Origin of the sequence: Janibacter sp. GXQ6167 (assembly GCF_041365945.1) — a bacterium.
Lineage (GTDB): Bacteria > Actinomycetota > Actinomycetes > Actinomycetales > Dermatophilaceae > JBGFSK01.
In genome coordinates this window covers 182503-198436 of sequence record NZ_JBGFSK010000007.1, presented here as the reverse complement: position 1 = coordinate 198436, position 15934 = coordinate 182503, and the positions used below count along the sequence as shown (strand labels likewise).

The following is a 15934-nucleotide window of genomic DNA, read 5'->3' as shown; positions in this document are numbered from 1 at the left end:
CTTGCGCCATGGCTCGAGCACTACAACACTGAACGACGCCACAGCTCACTCGCAGGCCATCCACCCATCAGCCGCCTGTAACCAACGTGGTGGCCGGGTACAGCTAGGTCATGAGATCCGTCGTCGTTACCGCGCTCTCGTCGGCGATGGCGCCTACATCTGTCGTCCAGGAACACCCCTGACAGGCGAGCGCATGCGAGAGATTGAGCGACGACTGGACTACTACGGTGGCGCCCTGGCAGACGCCCCTGGCAATACCTTCGGCGATAACCCTGGATACCCGATCAAGTGGATCGAACTCGGAATGGACATTCTGCACCCGCTCCAGCTCAAGTACCTTACGCATGTCGGCCACGATGACCGTTTGCGCCCGTCCTTCACCGACCACCGCTAAGGTCGGATCGTGTTTCACATCGTTCCGTCGGGTGCGCGACACCCTGCGCACCGGAGGCACGTGTGACCAAACGCTCAATCACGCTGCTCGACGCTACCTATGGATCTGTCTCACTCAGCATGGTGGCCGACCACCTTCAAGACGGGCTGGGTCCGCACATGTCGCGTCGCCTCGTCGCCGCAGGACACGGAAACCCACGCCTGCTGCGCAATTTGACAAGGGGGCATCGAGATATTCGGGTCGTTCCCTACCTGACGACTTTCCTCGGCTATGCGACCTACCAGTTTCCGCAACTCCACCGCGATGCGATTCGCGTCCTGATGGTCGGGTGGGAGCTCAAGCAGTTGCCAACTACGATGAAGGCCGAACTCTCCGGAGCCGATGTCATCCTGGCAATGTCGTCCTTCAATGCCGAGGTATTTAAGCGTACCTTCCCGAGCACCCCAGTAGTCCTCGCCCCGCTCCGCCCCCCGGCGGTGCCCGAGGTATCCCGCCAACGGGAACGATTCGGTCTCCCCAATGACGCGATCGTGATCTTGAGCACATTCGACCCAGTCTCGGGTTTCGATCGGAAGAACCCGGAGGCTGTGCTCGATGCCTTCCAGCTCGCTTTTCCGGGCCGTGAAGATGTTCGCTTGATCTTTAAGACCCATGGCCTAGATCAGGTCATCTCTCACCTGGCGGAGTCTGCGGATGGTCGGCGCGCTCGGCAGTTCGTCGAGCGGTGTTCACGCGACCCGCGGGTCAACCTCTACGACAGGTCTTTGCCCTACCCCGAGGTACAAACTCTGGTTGCTTCGTGCGACATCTACATCTCCCTGGCCCGCGCCGAGGGTTTTGGACTCCCGGTGTTAGAGGCGATGAGTTTGGGAATCCCGACCATCTGTACGGCGTACAGCGGTCACCTCGACTTCGCCACACCCGACTCAGCGCTACTCGTGGGTGGCGAAGAGGCGCGGATCTCTTCCGACGCAAGCGGTCACTATGAGGCGAGGTTTTTCGACGAGCCGCCGATGTGGATTAATGCGGACATCCCGCGAGCAGCCTCGTGGCTTCGCGAACTCGCCGGCTCGTCGCAAATGCGCTCGCTCTTCGGGGCGCGCGCTCGAGCCCGGGCTCACGACTACACGACCGCGAGCAAGCAAGCGCGCTGGCCGGAAGATCTCTTGGAGGTCTGCGCCAGCGACCATGTGGCCCGTCTGCACTCCACCCGCCACCGCGCCTTTGAAAACTTCACTCGCGCCGACGAGCGGGCCTGGGTTACGCAAGGAGAGCAATTACGCCGCGCCCGTCTGTACCTTGAGGCACGTCGGAAGCTCGGCCGGTTGAAACCCCGCCGCTGGTTGGCGCACTAGAGCCCAAGTCAGCTCCTAAGACCCCACCGCCGGTCGAGCTCGAAGTCCGGCAGCCCGGGAGCATTCACCGACTCCCGCGGGTCCGACGCAGTGCGCCTTAGCGGGGTCGCGGTAAGGCGATCCCGTCGCAGCCAAGCCGTCTCGATGACGGGGTGTAGATCAAACCCTCGGTACCGCACGGGGTACTCGTAGTTGTTGGCGTGCACATTGACCAACACGAAGTGCTCGTTCAACCGGGCAAAGGTCTCCTCAATAGCGCGATGGCCAGCCGAGGTCGCCAGTAGGTGCAGGTCATGCATCTCGATCAACATGATCCGGAAGCGTTCCAAGGTGGTGTCGGAGGCGGACCTCAGCGCGCTCCACTCCCAACCCTCAATATCCATCTGCAGGATGAGGTCCCCATCTGGCGACTTCTCCTCCACCCACGCGTCGAGAGTCGTCCACCCAGGCCGCTGGACACCTCCGAGGAAGACGGGATCGAAGGTGATGAGCGGCCCGTCAATCGGTGCGTGATCCACCGACGCATCGGCGAGATAGCAGGGGATCCCGCGCGCGACCATGTCCTCTTCGAAGCTCGCGCGGTCAGCGACACCGGGCGAGAAGCAGGCAGCCAGGTCGTCGATGTCATCCGGCGCCAGATACCCACCGTCGTAATCACCACCCAGACGCACGAGTCCGTGCTCGGTCGCCACGATCGAGCGGTCGGCGAAGAAGCGCTCCATCGCCGCGACGCTCGCCGCATCCGGCGTCCAGTGCAATGCCTCCAACGAGGCTTCGCGGGTCATCGCGATCTCAACGCGCAACTCATGGTCCGAACTGGCCGGCGCGGAGCTCAGCAGTTCGTTGCGACGGACCCGCACGGCGCGACGAGACCGCAGTCCAGATACCAAGCCGCTCAGGTGGGGTACCGACACGGCACGGGCATAGCGAGCGAGGGATGACGGCATGTGGCGCTCCACAGAAGGGGGTGAATGTGGTCAGCGCGCAAGTTATCGCGCTTCACCCCTCACCGGTAATACCTGGACCACGACAAGAAGATGGGAAACTGTGTCAGTGACTGTATTGAACGGCCGACTAGTCCAGGAGGTCTCCCGCCGCCTGGGCCTGCCACCTGGCACCGGTGAGCTCATCGAGCAGGGGGCACGCAAGAAGCTCCTCCTGTCCCTGATCGGGAGCATCGCGCTCGCCGCGCTCGAGGTAGCTGGGGTTTTGGCGATCGTTCCGTTGATGCAGTTTGTCGCGGGGATGGACCAAAGTTCGGGGGCGCTCGGTGTCATCAACCGCGCGCTTGGGAACCCCAGCTCCACCGTCCTCCTGATCGCCATCGCTGGCCTGATCGTCACAACCTTCATCGTCAAGGACGTTATCGCGGTGTGGTTCCGTCGCTGGCAGGTCCACTTCATGGCGGATCAAGAGGCGGATATGTCGACGCGATTGCTGCGCGGGTATCTCCGCGGGCCGTACCACTGGCACTCGTCTCGCAGCACCGGTGACAAGGTGTTTACGGTCGAAGGCGCCGTCGGCATCGGCTTCTTTGCGGGTCTCGCAGGCGCGATGAATGCCATCACCGAGATCGTGACGATCGTGTGGATCGTGGTGGGCCTCCTAGTGGTGTCCTGGCCTACCACCGTGGCGTGCTTAGCGCTGTTTGGCATTGGCTCGATCCTCATCCAGCGACTGATCCGCCCACGCATTCTGCGAGCTAGCGCGCAAGCGACCGAGGCTGCCATGGCGACCTCCCGCGCCTCCTTGGAGGCGCTCGGGACCTTTAAAGAGATCAAACTGCGTCACGCCGAAGACCACTTCACCCGGGCCTATGAGCGGGCGCGCCGTCAAGGAGCTCATCTGCGCGCGACCGCCAGCTTGTGGTCCGAGCTCCCGAAATACCTGCTGGAGGTCATGTTTGTTTGCGCGATCGGGCTGATCGCCATCCTCCTCGCGAGCACGCGGGATCCCCGGGAACTTTTAGTCGTCCTTGGTGTCTTCGTCGCTGCAGGGACCCGCGTCCTTCCCAGCGCCGTGCGACTAATGGCAGCCATCAGCGGGATCAAGGCGGCGCATGCCCCGCTCGCCCACTTGATCGTTGAGTACCGCCTCATGCGCGACGCCGACCTAGAGCAAGAAACCGAGGTGGTCTCCTCCGAGGTGCCCTCCGGTGACATCCACTTCGAGGAGGTGTCCTTCGCCTACCGCGACGCCTCGGATGTCGACATTCTGGATCGGGTGACCCTGACGATTCCGCGTGGGCGATCGATCGCCGTCGTGGGCTCGAGTGGGGCCGGAAAGTCGACCCTGATCGACGTCCTGCTCGGGATGCAAAAGCCAACGCACGGCTCGGTCACCGCCGGTGGGATGAATATCCGCGACAACCTCCCCGGGTGGCACAGCACCCTCGCGGTCGTCCCGCAGGAGGTGGCTCTGATGAACGACACCCTGGCAGGGAACATCTGCTTCGATCTCCCCCGCGACCCTGATCGGTTGGCTGATGCTCTCGACCGCGCCCAACTCACTGACCTCGTGGCATCCCTGCCAGCCGGGCTGGATACCGTCGTCGGCGAGCGTGGTGCCCGGCTGTCCGGTGGCCAGCGCCAACGCATCGGCATCGCACGCGCCCTCTACCGCCATCCCAAAATCCTCGTCCTCGACGAGGCCACCAGCGCGCTCGACAACGAGACCGAGCGCCGCCTCGCCCAGACCATCGACGCTCTCAAGGGCTCTATGACGATCGTGATCGTTGCGCACCGTCTATCGACGGTCCGCAATACCGACGAACTCCTCTTCATGTCACAGGGCAAGGTCGCGGCACGTGGGACCTTCGATGAGGTGGCGGCGATGAATGAGGAGTTCGCCAACCTCGTCAGACTCGGGTCGCTCACGGCTCGCTAGTCCTGGTGCGGTGCCGTTATTGGCGGCCGATGGTCGACAGGGGGTTTACAGCGGTGCACGCACTCGATATTGGACGTCGCCCCACAACCGACCGGCCGTCCACGACATGGTGGTCAGCCAGCCCGACAGATCCCGCTGCCGAACGGCGCCAACCCCTTGCCTGAGCAAGATCCCGTACGTGCGAACTTCTCGCCTCCACGGTGTCCGCGGGATGGGCTGGTCTCGGTGCCGGCTAAATAGCTGTGCATAGGTGCGTCCGTAGTGGAAGGTCTGGCGCATCGTCGCGCGGAGCGACCCCCGGTGGCGGATATGGCCGATCGCGTCGGGGGCAAACCCGACGGTGTAGCCCAGCGCTTGGGCACGCCATGCCAGGTCGACCTCCTCATGGCCGCCCCGAAACGACGTGTCGAATCCGCCCAGTCGGCGCATCACCGACGCACGAATTCCCAGGTTGCCGCCGTTTGCGTAGGGACGGAACTTCATCGTGATCGGCAACTCGTTCGCTGGCGGCTCATAGCGCAGGTGGGCCGCGTCCGGCTCGCTCAATTCAGCAAACTCCAAAGGGCCACCGACAATGTCGAACTCGTCCAGGCCAGCGACCATCGCTGCGACCCATCCTGCACTCACTTTGTCGTCGGCATCACAGAACAGCGCCAGCGGCGAATGGACTGCGCCAGCGCCGACATTTCGTGCGTGAGACACCCCAGGCTGGTCTCCCGAATCGACGATTCGCAGATCGAGGCGGTCGCGGTAACTCTCGGCGATTTCTCTGGTGCTGTCGGTCGAACCATTGTCCGAGACGACCACCTCGAAGGGAGGCGCCCCCTGCTGACTGGCGAGGGCATCGAGCTGGACCCGTAAAAGATCTCCGCCATTGCGGACCGGAATGACCACGCTCGCCGCGAGAGCTTCTGGCGAATCCATGGCGTGATCGTATCGACTCCTCGCAGCCGTCCGACGCCCTTCTCGCAGCGGGCGAGGACTCGCACGCGTGGCGATCCGCTTATACCCTCGGCAGGTGAATCTCAACGTCAGCGAACTCCACGGCACACTGCGCGAGCGCCTCCGCTTGCGAAGTCGACTCCTCAAACTGGTACCTCGTGGTGAGCGTGTGACCCGCATGACCGGGTGGGCCGACCTGGATAACTCGCCCCTCGGCGAGGGCGCCATCCATCGAGCGTTGGACAATCACCAGGGTCACCTGATCCACAAGTGGCGTCACTATCCGGACGTCTACGACGAGGTCCTGGCGGGATATCGCAACGGATTCCCCCTTCCCGACGGGGGTTACCGCCCCATTCGGCTAATCGAAATCGGGGTCAGCGAGGGCGGCTCTCTCGAATTCTGGCGGGAGTGGTTTGGGCCGGACGCCCAGATTGTCGGTATCGATATCGACCCCAGCTGCGCCGATCTGGTCGACCCCTCGGTTGCGACCATCCGTATCGGCTCTCAGGCTGACCCCGACTTCCTTCGTTCGGTGGTCGACGAGATGGGCGGCGTCGACATCGTGATCGATGACGGCAGCCATGTGGCCTCACACCAAAAGGTCACCTTCGACACGCTCTGGCCCCGCTTGAGCACCAACGGCATGTTCCTGATCGAGGACACGCACACCACCTATTGGCCCGGCTTTGAAGGGGGCCTGCGTCGTCCGGGCACCGCGATCGAAGAGGCTAAGCAGCTCGTCGACGATATGCACGCTCGGTACTACATCGAGGCGGGTGAAGACGCGGCTTCGGAGCCGCGGCACCCTGACCTGTGGTCGGTCGCGTTCTACGACTCGATCATCGTGATGCGCAAACGATCGGCGCGAACCCCCGCCCGGATCACCCGCGGAACACAGGTGCGCCCGGCGAGCGACTGGGCGGAGGAAGGCTACTGACCAGGGTCGTGGACGAGCAGCCCGTAGCGCGTGAGGAGAAGATCCCGTCGATGACAAGGGCGACCACCAAAGTCGTGTCGGCATCACTCAGCGGTCTGCGCCGAGTGGCGGGTCGGCGCGACATCAATTGGACGCCCGAGTTCATGGGGTTTGGCAACCAGCTCTACCTATGGTGCTGGGCCTTTAGCGGTCTCGGCGAGAAGATTCGCCGGAAGGTGCTGATCACGCCAAAGATGCGATATTGGGCAGATCTAGTCCCCAATTTTGCCGCCGAGTACCTCATTGAGCGCTCTGACGTGTCGTTCCTGGACCGGCGCGGTCACTATTGGGCGGACAAGCAGCGCTGGAGCGGGGGTTACCCGCAGGGATTTTCCCGCGCCCAGCGGGCTGACTTCATCGGCGCGCTGCACGACGAGCCGTTGCTACGCGACGTGCTGGACAGTCCTCTCGACGCTGGCGACGTGCTGACGGTCAATGTCAGGCGGGGTGATTACTACTCCGTGGCTGCTCACCGCTCGTGGTTTGCCATCGACCTCGACGCTTATCTCCACGCGGCCGTCACCCGGTCGATCGAGCAGGATGGGCCGATCACGCGGCTTCATTTTGTGTCCGATGACGAGCAATGGTGTCGGGCGCGACCCTGGAGTTCAGACCTCGCGCCGCAGGTCACCTACGGCGCCGCGGACAACCCCGCAGACAATTTCCGGGACATTTGCGCAGCCCGACGATTGGTCCTGAGCAACTCGACCTTCTCGCTCTGGGGTGGCTTCATCAGCTCGGCCCTACATCCTTCATCGGGCTCCTCGACGATCTGGGCCCCGGCCTTCTTCCAAAGTACCTACGGCGCAGGTCGCTGCTTCGAATACGACGAGGACTGGAATTTCGTCGATGACCTCCCCGACGGATGGCAACCGCAATGGGTCCTCGGTGGGCAGGACCCACCTGGGAGTTCAGGGTCTAGGGGAGGCTAGCCGCCGTGGGACGATGAGGAGAAGTTGCCCCTCACCTCACCCGAGAAAGCGAAGTCTGTGAAGCGCCTGATCCTTGCCCCGCATATGGACGATGAATCCATGGGATGCGGTGGCCTCATGGCCAAGTACCCCGACGAGTGCATCGTCGTCACGGTGACCGAAAGCGGAGAGATCCGCTCTGGCGAGCACGCGAAGGCGATGGAGATTCTCGGGGTGAGCGAGATGCGCAACCTCGGCTTCGAAGATGGTGTCACCGACCAACACATGACTGCTCTCGTGGGCGCGATCGATGCGGTCATGGCCGAGGTGCGTCCCGATGAGGTGTATCTCCCTTACCCGTCCCTGCACCAAGATCACATCGCGGTGTACGAAGCGGGGATGCGATCCGCGCGAGTCTCGATGTCCTCGGACCACCACTTCCCACCGACCGTGCTCGTCTACGACATCGCCGCTTACGACGTGAACCTCTACCCCACCGACCTGCGGTGGAATGTCTTCGAAGCGCTGAGCGAAGAGGAGGTCACGAAGAAGGCGTTGGCCTGCACGGCATACCAGTCCGAGATCCCGAGCGAGATCCATCCGATCAACTCGGTCAAGCAGCTGGCTGCCGCAGCTGGTCTCGTGCGCCTCATGGAGTACGCCGAGCAGTACGCCCTGGTCCGGCAGGTCCGCCGATGAGAGTAGCGATCCACCAGCCCGACCTGCTGCCGTGGTCGGGTTTTTGGTTCAAGATGATCAACAGCGACCGGTTCGTCCTCGCGGTCCACGATCAGTTGCAAAAACACTGGGTCCAGCGACGAGTGAAGATGCGCGACAGCTGGGTCACCCTGCCCCTCGTGGGTAAGCCCCACCTGGTCCCGATCAACACCGTCGAGGTCAAGCCTGGCTGGCAGGATCACCTAGCGAATTCGATCCGGGGGCGCTACGTCGGCGCCAAGCACTGGAAGACACGCGGCCCCGACCTGATCGAGCGGATTAGTGCAGTTGAGGGCTCCAACCTCGCCGACATCAATATTGCGCTGATGGAGGTCGTTAGGGATCTGCTTGGCATCACGACCGAACTCGTCGTCACCGAACCTCCTCACGAGGCTGGCCTGGAACGAGTCCTCGAGGTCCTTCAGCAGGTCGGGGCGACGTCCTACCTCTCGGGGACCGGAGCGCGCGACTATATCCGCGACGAGGGTCAGGCTCGATTCGACGAACTCGGAATCGACTTGGTGTGGTCGGACCACGAGAAGACTACGGGGGACTCGATCGTGACCCTCTTCATGGACTACGACGACCCAATGGAGATCATCCAGCGGCGCCACAGCGCCGACGCGTAACTCCCGACGAGGCATTCGGTCAGTCGTTTGAGAGCCGATCGATGCTCCGGCGAGCCATCCGTCGCGCCCCTCGATACACTCGCCCAGGCCACCCACCTCGCGGCCCATGGGACATGTAGTGCTGGATGATCATCGGCTCTTGGATGAGAGATGCAGAGTCCTCGGCAGTGATCTGCGAGAACGCGGTATCAAGGGCGGATCGAACCTGGCCACCGGAGTAGCGTTCCCGGACCCGAGCCGCACCGATAGCCACTTTCTCGTCGTACGTCGCCCGGTCACGGTCGAACCAGTTCATTGCCTCCAAGGTCAGGTCGCGCATGGCGACGACATCGGAGTCCGGGACCACCGAACTGCAGTCCGGTAGCAGGTACTCCTTCGCCCCGTCACCGGTGAATCCGACGACATAGCAGCCGGCTGCCATCGCTTCGGCACCCGGCAGGCCGAATCCTTCTCGCTCCGCCCCGAAGAGGAAGATCGCGGCCTCTCCCAGCGCCGAGGCGACCTCAGGCTGAGTCATGCCGTCGATCAAGACGATTTCCCAATCGCCGAGGCGCCCAGACCGGCGAAGCAACTGGACGGCCCCAATCAAGTCCTCTCGGCGGCGTCGTGGCATCAGCGCGATCTGCCGTCGCTTCGCGCTCGGAGCGAACCACGACTCGATCTCGACCGGGATCCGGTAAATGGGAAAACCCTGCTCGCAAGCCCCTTCGAGGAAGGTAGAGATCGCCTCCGAAACCGACAGGACGCAAGTCGCCTGGCGCCAGCCCGGATACGCACCCGGGACGTCCTCGGTGAACCCCGCATCGGCGAAGACGAAGTCCATGCCCTGACACAGCATGACGGTTGGGGTATCCGGGTTGAGGAACGCCCACTTGCTACCACCGGTCTCCGGCATGACCAGCACATCGCCCGGGATGAACTCCAGCGCCAGGCCCGTCTCCACCGGAGCATGGTGCTCCCAACTGGAATACCCGAACCCCGGCGTCCCATGCCAAACACACGCGTCGTAACCAAGATCAACCAGGTGCTCGACGTAGTTGTAGATCACCTTGATCCCACCACTCGGATGCGGCAGGTCAGGAGCCATGAAGCGAATCACTCAGGCACCGTACCGGTACCGCTGGAAGCGGTAAGGGAGGATGGGTGACCGTGACTAAAACCCGCGTCGTGATGATCTCCGCCGTGCTCCCCCATGAGGGGATTCCGCACGCCGGAGGGCGCTATCTCGCGGACTTAGTACGCCTGGTCGATCCCGCCACCGATCTCCTGGTCGTGGTCCCGAACAATCCGACGACCCGCGCCGCTAAGACGAGGACGGGGACTCCATCGCGCGTTGTGGTCCCCGGAGCTACCCGATCGAGCACCGTCCTCGGTCGTGCGGGCTCGCGCGTAGCGGCGGTGCTCGATCGATCATTTCGGCGGGTCGACCCTGGTCTGCCGAGCCTGCCGCTAGCCCTGGACCTGCTCCGCGACCCGTCATTGCGCCGCGCGATCCGAGCCGCGGAGGTCATTGACCTGCAGTGGTCAGAGTCGATCCGCCTGCTCCCTGTGATCCGCTGGCTGAACCCGCGGGCTCGCGTGGTCGGCACCTACCACGATGTGCAATCCCAGCTCTTCTCGCGCGAGTCCGGCACTACCAGGCGCGGACGTTTGTACTGGCGAGTCGTCAGCCGCCGGGCTCGCACCATCGAGCGCAGACACGTCCGGCGGCTCGATCGCGTCCTCGTCTTCAGCGACAAGGACGCGGACCTGCTCGGATCGCCGCACAATGCCATGGTTGCTCGACCTCCCCTCGCGCTCGGCCTCCCTCCGATCACGCGGGAGGAGTCGAGAGAACCGATCGTCGTCTTCGTCTCCCATTTGGCCCGTCCCGAGAACGACGACGCGGCGCGTTGGCTGGTCGGCTCGATCTGGCCCGCGGTGCGAGCGGCGCATCCCAACGCGCGCTTGCGACTGGTCGGCGCTGGCGCTTCGCCCGAGCTCACCCAACTCGTCGCCGACGATCCCTCGATCACGGCCGACGGCTTCGTCGATGACCTCGCGACGGTCTACGCCACGGCCCAAGTCTGCGTCGTCCCCCTTCGCTTCGGCGCTGGAGTGAAGTTCAAGACCGTCGAGGCGCTGCTGCAAGAGGTCCCGGTAGTCGCCACCGCAGTCGGTGCAGAAGGGATCGGCAGCCCTCACCACTTCGCTGCCCTGAGCGATGACCCCACCGACCTAGCGGCAGGCCTCATCGACGTGCTTCAAAGCCCCAATAGGTCAGTCGGACGTTCCCGCGATGCAGCGCGATGGGCACGTGAGAACTATGACTGGCCTAGTTTTACTGCCCGGATCAGCGAAGCCTACGGCCTTGCTCTACGAGCCTCGGGCGACGAACTCGGCTAAGGGAGCGCTGGTGCACCTCCGCCGAGAAGGCCGAGAAGGTACTGGCCGTAGCCGCTCTTGACGAGCGGAGCGGCCCGCTCGCGCAGGTCGTCATCGCTGAGCCACCCCATGCGCCACCCGATCTCCTCTGGGCAGCCAATCTTCAACCCCTGGCGGTGCTCGATGGTGCGGATGAATGAGGTCGCGTCGGCCAGCGAGTCGAAGGTCCCGGTATCGAGCCACGCAGTGCCACGCGGCAGGACCTCCACCTTCAAGGCACCCTCGTCGAGATAGGTGCGGTTGAGATCGGTGATCTCCAACTCACCGCGCGCCGAGGGCCGCAAGGCCCGCGCTCGGTCGGTGACCGACGCATCGTAGAAGTACAGGCCCGGGACCGCGTACGGACTCTTGGGCTCAGCGGGTTTCTCCTCGAGCGATACAGCCACTCCGCCCTCGTCGAACTCGACCACACCGTAGGAGCGTGGGTCCGCCACGTGGTACCCGAAGACCACCGCACCCTCCTGGTCGGTGTGGGCTCGAAGACGAGTACCGAGCCCCGGGCCGTAGAAAATGTTGTCCCCGAGGACAAGCCCGCACCCCTCGCCGCCGACGAAGTCCTCGCCGATGATGAAGGCCTGAGCCAATCCGTCGGGCGACGGCTGGACGGCGTACCCAATCGAGATCCCGAACTGGGAGCCATCGCCAAGCAATCGCCGAAAAAGGTCAGACTCATGTGGTGTCGTGATGACGAGGACATCGTTGATGCCGGCGAGCATCAGAGTCGACAGTGGGTAGTAGACCATCGGCTTGTCGTAGACCGGCACGAGCTGCTTGCTAATCCCGAGCGTGATGGGGTGAAGCCGGGAGCCGGTGCCACCGGCCAAGATGATCCCTCGCATAGACCCCATCGTAGGTGGGGGGGCGTGCGTCGCCCTTAGGGTTGGGGGCATGCGATTGCTTGTGACCGGCGGGGCCGGGTTTATCGGCTCCAACTTCTGCCACTACCTCGTCGGCCAGACCGACTCCGAGGTGACGGTGCTCGACAAACTGACCTACGCCGCGTCGCGAGAGTCGCTGCAAGGATTGCCGAGCGAGCGCGTATCTCTGGTCGTCGGGGATATCTGCGACGCCGACCTCGTCGACCGGCTCGTCGATGAGCACGATGCCGTGGTCCACTACGCGGCCGAGTCACACAACGACAACTCGCTTAGCGACCCCTCCCCCTTCATCCAGACCAACATCGTCGGGACCTTCACGATCCTCGAGGCCGTCCGTAAGCACGGGGTGCGTCTCCACCATGTCTCGACCGACGAGGTTTACGGCGATCTGGAACTCGACGATCCAGATCGGTTCTGCGAGACCACCCCGTACAACCCCTCTAGCCCTTACTCTGCGAGCAAGGCGGGTAGTGACCACCTCGTGCGGGCTTGGGTGCGCTCATTTGGCGTGCAGGCGACACTGAGTAACTGCAGCAACAACTACGGGCCGTGGCAGCACGTCGAGAAATTTATCCCCCGACAGATCACCAACGTGATCGACGGACGTCGGCCGAAGCTTTACGGCGCTGGCCTCAATGTGCGGGACTGGATCCACGCCGACGACCACTCGAGCGCAGTGTGGACCATCCTGACCAAGGGCGAGATCGGCCAGACCTACCTCATCGGAGCTGACGGCGAGCAGAACAATCTCGAGGTCATCCGGATGATTCTGACCTTGATGGGCCAGCCCGATGACGCCTTCGACCACGTCACCGACCGGGCCGGGCATGACCTTCGGTACGCGATCGACTCCTCTCGGCTACGCCGCGAACTGGGCTGGCGGCCCGTCTACCGGGATTTCGCCTCTGGACTCGAGCGCACGATCGCCTGGTACCGCGAGCACGAGGACTGGTGGCGCGGCCACAAGGACTCCGTCGAGTCCGCTTACGCGAGCAAAGGTCAGTGAACGGCGACTCGCTCCCGCCCGGGGCGCAGTCTTCGCCGAATCGCGATGGGTTACGTCTTCCTTTTGCGGTGGCCGCGCTCTTGGCGACGGCCTCGGTGCTTCCTGCGGTCATCGCGACGGGCGGGGCGGCATTCCAAGATATGGGCGAGTGGCTCTACGAGGCCCGCGTCCTCCAGTACCTCATGGTGACTGGAGATACCTCAACCTTCTATCTGCGTGACTACCCCGTTCCCTACGTGATCCCGCACCTCCTGCTCGCCGCGCTGATGCTGGTGATGTCACCGACCGCAGCAGGGATCACGGCGGTCGCCGTGCAGCTTCTGGCTGGGTGTGCCGTGGTTGCCGCGCTCGTTCGCCGCTTCGACTTACACCCCATTGCGGGGTCGGTGCTGCTCACTGTGCCGATCGTCCTCACGTCAGCGTTCTGGAACGGCTACTCCGGCCACCAGATCGGGTTGATCATTCTCGGCGCCTACATCGCACTGCCCGTGCGTGTGCGGACCCGAGTCTGGGTGGTCTTGGTCTTTTCGCTCTTGACGTTCTTCACCCACGGCATGATCTTCGGCTGTTTTGGCGTCATCGCTGGGGTGTATGGGGTCTACGCCAGGCGCCTTCACCAGGTCGCCCTCGGTTCCGCTCCGAGCCTCGGCTTGGCCGCCTGGTACGTCCTGGCTAATACGGAGCAGACCGGTGGCGGGGAGCTCCAGCTGGGCGGAGCAGTCCAGTTCATCGCCTACAAGGCGTATTCGCTAGCGAAGATCGGCGGGTACCAGAATCTCGTGGTGAATGGAGTCGCCGATGGCCAAGCGCTCATGCTGGCAGGAGCGCTCGCCAACGTCCTCTTCGTCATTGTCCTCGCCGGCTTAGTTGTCTTGCGTCTCACGCGCCTTGTCCGTGAGCGGTCCGCGCCATCGGCCGAGATGACCGCGGGGCTGGTCCTTCTGGCCATCGCCATGGTGCTACCCCCAGCCCTGGTCGAGATCGTCAACCCTGGCGAGCGTCTCCTCACGCCGGCCGCAGTGCTCCTCGTGACCGCGACCGCCTCTGGATTGACCCAGCGCCAGGGCTCCGTGCTCGGATCGATCGCTGCCATCGGGGTCATCCTGACGGCTGTCGGCGCCTGCCTCCTGCCGGCGAAGGCCGATCAAGGAGACCCCACTCCCCGTGACCCCCTGGTCACGAACTCCGCCGAAGCGGGTGAGCGCACCGGTCTGCTCTTTTCACATCGGCTCGATCAGTTCGAGACCAGAGCGGACCTCGCCGAGCGCTCCTGGCGTCACAACGAACCCCCCACCGAGCCGCTCGCGTTCAAGACCACCATGCTGGACGGTCGCATCGCTCGGTGACACCCTTAGCCCTACCCTGGGCCTTGTGGCGCTCCCTTCTCTAGAACACACGGCGATCCCAGGCCTGCTCATCATCCGGATGCCCGTGCATGGCGATTCGCGCGGCTGGTTTAAGGAGAACTGGCAGCGAGCGAAGATGACCGAGCTCGGCCTGCCCGACTTTGGGCCGGTCCAAAACAACATCTCCTTCAATGCCGTGAAGGGCGCCACCCGGGGCATTCACGCCGAGCCCTGGGACAAGCTCGTGTCGGTGGCAACGGGTCGGGTCTTCGGAGCCTGGGTCGACCTTCGCGAAGGTGAGACCTACGGCGCGACGGTGACCGTCGAGATCGACCCCGCGGTGACCGTTTATGTCCCGCGCGGAGTGGGGAACTCATACCAGGCCCTTGAGGATGGCACGGCGTACTCGTACCTCGTCAACGATCATTGGCGGCCGGGCATCACCTACCCGGCACTCGACCTCGCTGACCCCGACGCGGCGATTGACTGGCCTATCCCGCTGGATGAGGCCGAGGTCAGCGAGAAGGACCGCACGAACCCTCGCCTTAGCGAGGTCACCCCCTTCGCCCCCCGTCGACCACTGATCCTTGGGGCGAGCGGCCAACTCGGGCGGGCCTTGCGTGATGCCCTGCCAGGCGCGGTGGCTCTCGGCCGTGATGGCCTCGACATCGGTAACTCGCTCGCGCTCGACGCCTACGACTGGTCCCAGCACGATGTGGTGATCAATGCGGCGGCGATGACCGCTGTCGATGCGGCCGAGACCGGTGACGGACGGCGCCTCGCATGGGCGATCAACGCCCACGCCCCCGCCCACCTCGCTCGCCTGGCGGTCGAGCATCGCTTCACCCTCGTGCACTACTCCAGCGACTATGTCTTTGACGGCCGTGAAGAGGTTCACGACGAGGAGGAACTCTTCTCACCACTCGGGGTGTATGGCCAGTCCAAGGCCGCCGGCGATCTTGCCGTCTCCGTGGCCCCGCGGCACTACATCATCCGCACGAGCTGGGTCATCGGCGAGGGGAAGAACTTCATCGCGACGATGACCCAACTCGCCCAGGCTGGGGTCTCTCCTTCGGTGGTCGACGATCAGATCGGCTGCCTTACGTACACCTCGGACCTCGCCGACGCGACCGTTCGGCTCATCGACCACAACGCCCCCTTCGGCACATACAACGTCACGAGCGGCGGCGAACCGAAGAGTTGGGCGCAGATCGCCCAGGACGTCTTCGAGGCGCAGGGGCGGGACCGAAACGACGTGACGGGCGTGAGCACTGCCGAGTACAGCGCCGGCAAGGTGGTGAGCCCTCGGCCCGCTCACAGCACCCTCTCACTCACCAAGTGGAGGCGTCTTGATAGCCAGTGATCCTCGTCGTACGGCACACCATCACCGCGCTGCCGGCGCGAACAGGGTGCGATCCCGCTGATAGCAAACCGCTGCGTCCACGACTTACACCGCCCTACGCTTAC

General features: G+C 63.9%; 16 protein-coding genes. 12 read left to right on the top strand and 4 right to left on the bottom strand.

The genetic code is table 11. The annotated features are described in order from the left end of the window. The 3 genes from AB8K43_RS12090 to AB8K43_RS12080 form a co-directional block, all read left to right on the top strand. Positions 1 to 81, top strand: an 81-nt coding sequence (locus AB8K43_RS12090; protein ID WP_370892097.1) for an integrase core domain-containing protein, incomplete at its 5' end; no start/stop codon positions are given. Between the two features lie 112 nt (positions 82 to 193). Continuing rightward, entirely contained in the window at positions 194 to 394 is a 201-nt protein-coding gene (locus tag AB8K43_RS12085) for a hypothetical protein (RefSeq protein ID WP_370894455.1), read from the top strand. Positions 395 to 456: 62 nt separating this feature from the next. Next, complete coding sequence (locus AB8K43_RS12080; RefSeq protein WP_370894454.1) at positions 457 to 1749, top strand: glycosyltransferase family 4 protein; 1293 nt, start codon at positions 457 to 459, stop codon at positions 1747 to 1749. 8 nt (positions 1750 to 1757) lie between these two features. Here the strand turns inward: AB8K43_RS12080 and AB8K43_RS12075 are convergent, their stop codons facing one another. After that, positions 1758 to 2609: an FkbM family methyltransferase gene (locus AB8K43_RS12075; protein ID WP_370894453.1), complete on the bottom strand. Its 852-nt coding sequence runs from the start codon at positions 2607 to 2609 to the stop codon at positions 1758 to 1760. A gap of 193 nt (positions 2610 to 2802) precedes the next feature. Here AB8K43_RS12075 and AB8K43_RS12070 point away from each other — a divergent pair, with 193 nt between their 5' ends. After that, positions 2803 to 4635 carry an ABC transporter ATP-binding protein gene (locus AB8K43_RS12070; RefSeq protein WP_370894452.1) on the top strand — a complete coding sequence of 611 codons (1833 nt, stop codon included), beginning with the start codon at positions 2803 to 2805 and terminating at the stop codon, positions 4633 to 4635. Positions 4636 to 4680: 45 nt separating this feature from the next. Here AB8K43_RS12070 and AB8K43_RS12065 read toward each other — a convergent pair whose 3' ends face one another. After that, positions 4681 to 5559 carry a glycosyltransferase family 2 protein gene (locus AB8K43_RS12065; RefSeq protein ID WP_370894451.1) on the bottom strand — a complete coding sequence of 293 codons (879 nt, stop codon included), beginning with the start codon at positions 5557 to 5559 and terminating at the stop codon, positions 4681 to 4683. A gap of 94 nt (positions 5560 to 5653) precedes the next feature. Here AB8K43_RS12065 and AB8K43_RS12060 point away from each other — a divergent pair, with 94 nt between their 5' ends. From AB8K43_RS12060 to AB8K43_RS12045, 4 genes are read left to right on the top strand one after another with little or no spacing between them, the layout of a single operon-like run. Next, positions 5654 to 6517: a class I SAM-dependent methyltransferase gene (locus AB8K43_RS12060; protein ID WP_370894450.1), complete on the top strand. Its 864-nt coding sequence runs from the start codon at positions 5654 to 5656 to the stop codon at positions 6515 to 6517. Between the two features lie 8 nt (positions 6518 to 6525). Beyond that, positions 6526 to 7488: an alpha-1,2-fucosyltransferase gene (locus AB8K43_RS12055; RefSeq protein WP_370894449.1), complete on the top strand. Its 963-nt coding sequence runs from the start codon at positions 6526 to 6528 to the stop codon at positions 7486 to 7488. Positions 7489 to 7545: 57 nt separating this feature from the next. Further along, the gene (locus tag AB8K43_RS12050) at positions 7546 to 8166 is read left to right on the top strand and encodes a PIG-L deacetylase family protein (protein ID WP_370894448.1); all 621 of its coding nucleotides are present in this window, start codon (positions 7546 to 7548) and stop codon (positions 8164 to 8166) included. Continuing rightward, the gene (locus AB8K43_RS12045; protein ID WP_370894447.1) at positions 8163 to 8813 is read left to right on the top strand and encodes a WbqC family protein; all 651 of its coding nucleotides are present in this window, start codon (positions 8163 to 8165) and stop codon (positions 8811 to 8813) included. The genes AB8K43_RS12050 and AB8K43_RS12045 overlap by 4 nt, the downstream gene beginning before the upstream one ends. 19 nt (positions 8814 to 8832) lie before the next feature. Here AB8K43_RS12045 and AB8K43_RS12040 read toward each other — a convergent pair whose 3' ends face one another. After that, positions 8833 to 9912, bottom strand: coding sequence for a glycosyltransferase (locus AB8K43_RS12040; protein ID WP_370894446.1), 1080 nt, complete (start codon positions 9910 to 9912; stop codon positions 8833 to 8835). A gap of 50 nt (positions 9913 to 9962) precedes the next feature. Between AB8K43_RS12040 and AB8K43_RS12035 the strand changes: the two genes are divergently transcribed. Continuing rightward, the gene (locus tag AB8K43_RS12035) at positions 9963 to 11198 is read left to right on the top strand and encodes a glycosyltransferase (RefSeq protein WP_370894445.1); all 1236 of its coding nucleotides are present in this window, start codon (positions 9963 to 9965) and stop codon (positions 11196 to 11198) included. On the opposite strand, the gene rfbA is transcribed toward AB8K43_RS12035, so the two are convergent. Next, positions 11195 to 12076: a glucose-1-phosphate thymidylyltransferase RfbA gene (rfbA, locus tag AB8K43_RS12030; protein ID WP_370894444.1), complete on the bottom strand. Its 882-nt coding sequence runs from the start codon at positions 12074 to 12076 to the stop codon at positions 11195 to 11197. The genes AB8K43_RS12035 and rfbA overlap by 4 nt on opposite strands. A 49-nt stretch (positions 12077 to 12125) precedes the next feature. Here rfbA and rfbB point away from each other — a divergent pair, with 49 nt between their 5' ends. The 3 genes from rfbB (at position 12126) to AB8K43_RS12015 (ending at position 15830) form a co-directional block, all read left to right on the top strand. Beyond that, positions 12126 to 13121, top strand: coding sequence for a dTDP-glucose 4,6-dehydratase (gene rfbB / locus AB8K43_RS12025; protein ID WP_370894443.1), 996 nt, complete (start codon positions 12126 to 12128; stop codon positions 13119 to 13121). A 68-nt stretch (positions 13122 to 13189) separates the two neighbouring features. Continuing rightward, positions 13190 to 14467 carry a hypothetical protein gene (locus AB8K43_RS12020; RefSeq protein WP_370894442.1) on the top strand — a complete coding sequence of 426 codons (1278 nt, stop codon included), beginning with the start codon at positions 13190 to 13192 and terminating at the stop codon, positions 14465 to 14467. A 25-nt stretch (positions 14468 to 14492) separates the two neighbouring features. Next, on the top strand, positions 14493 to 15830 hold the full coding sequence (locus tag AB8K43_RS12015; protein WP_370894441.1) for a sugar nucleotide-binding protein: 1338 nt from the start codon (positions 14493 to 14495) through the stop codon (positions 15828 to 15830). The last annotated feature ends 104 nt before the right edge of the window (positions 15831 to 15934 follow it).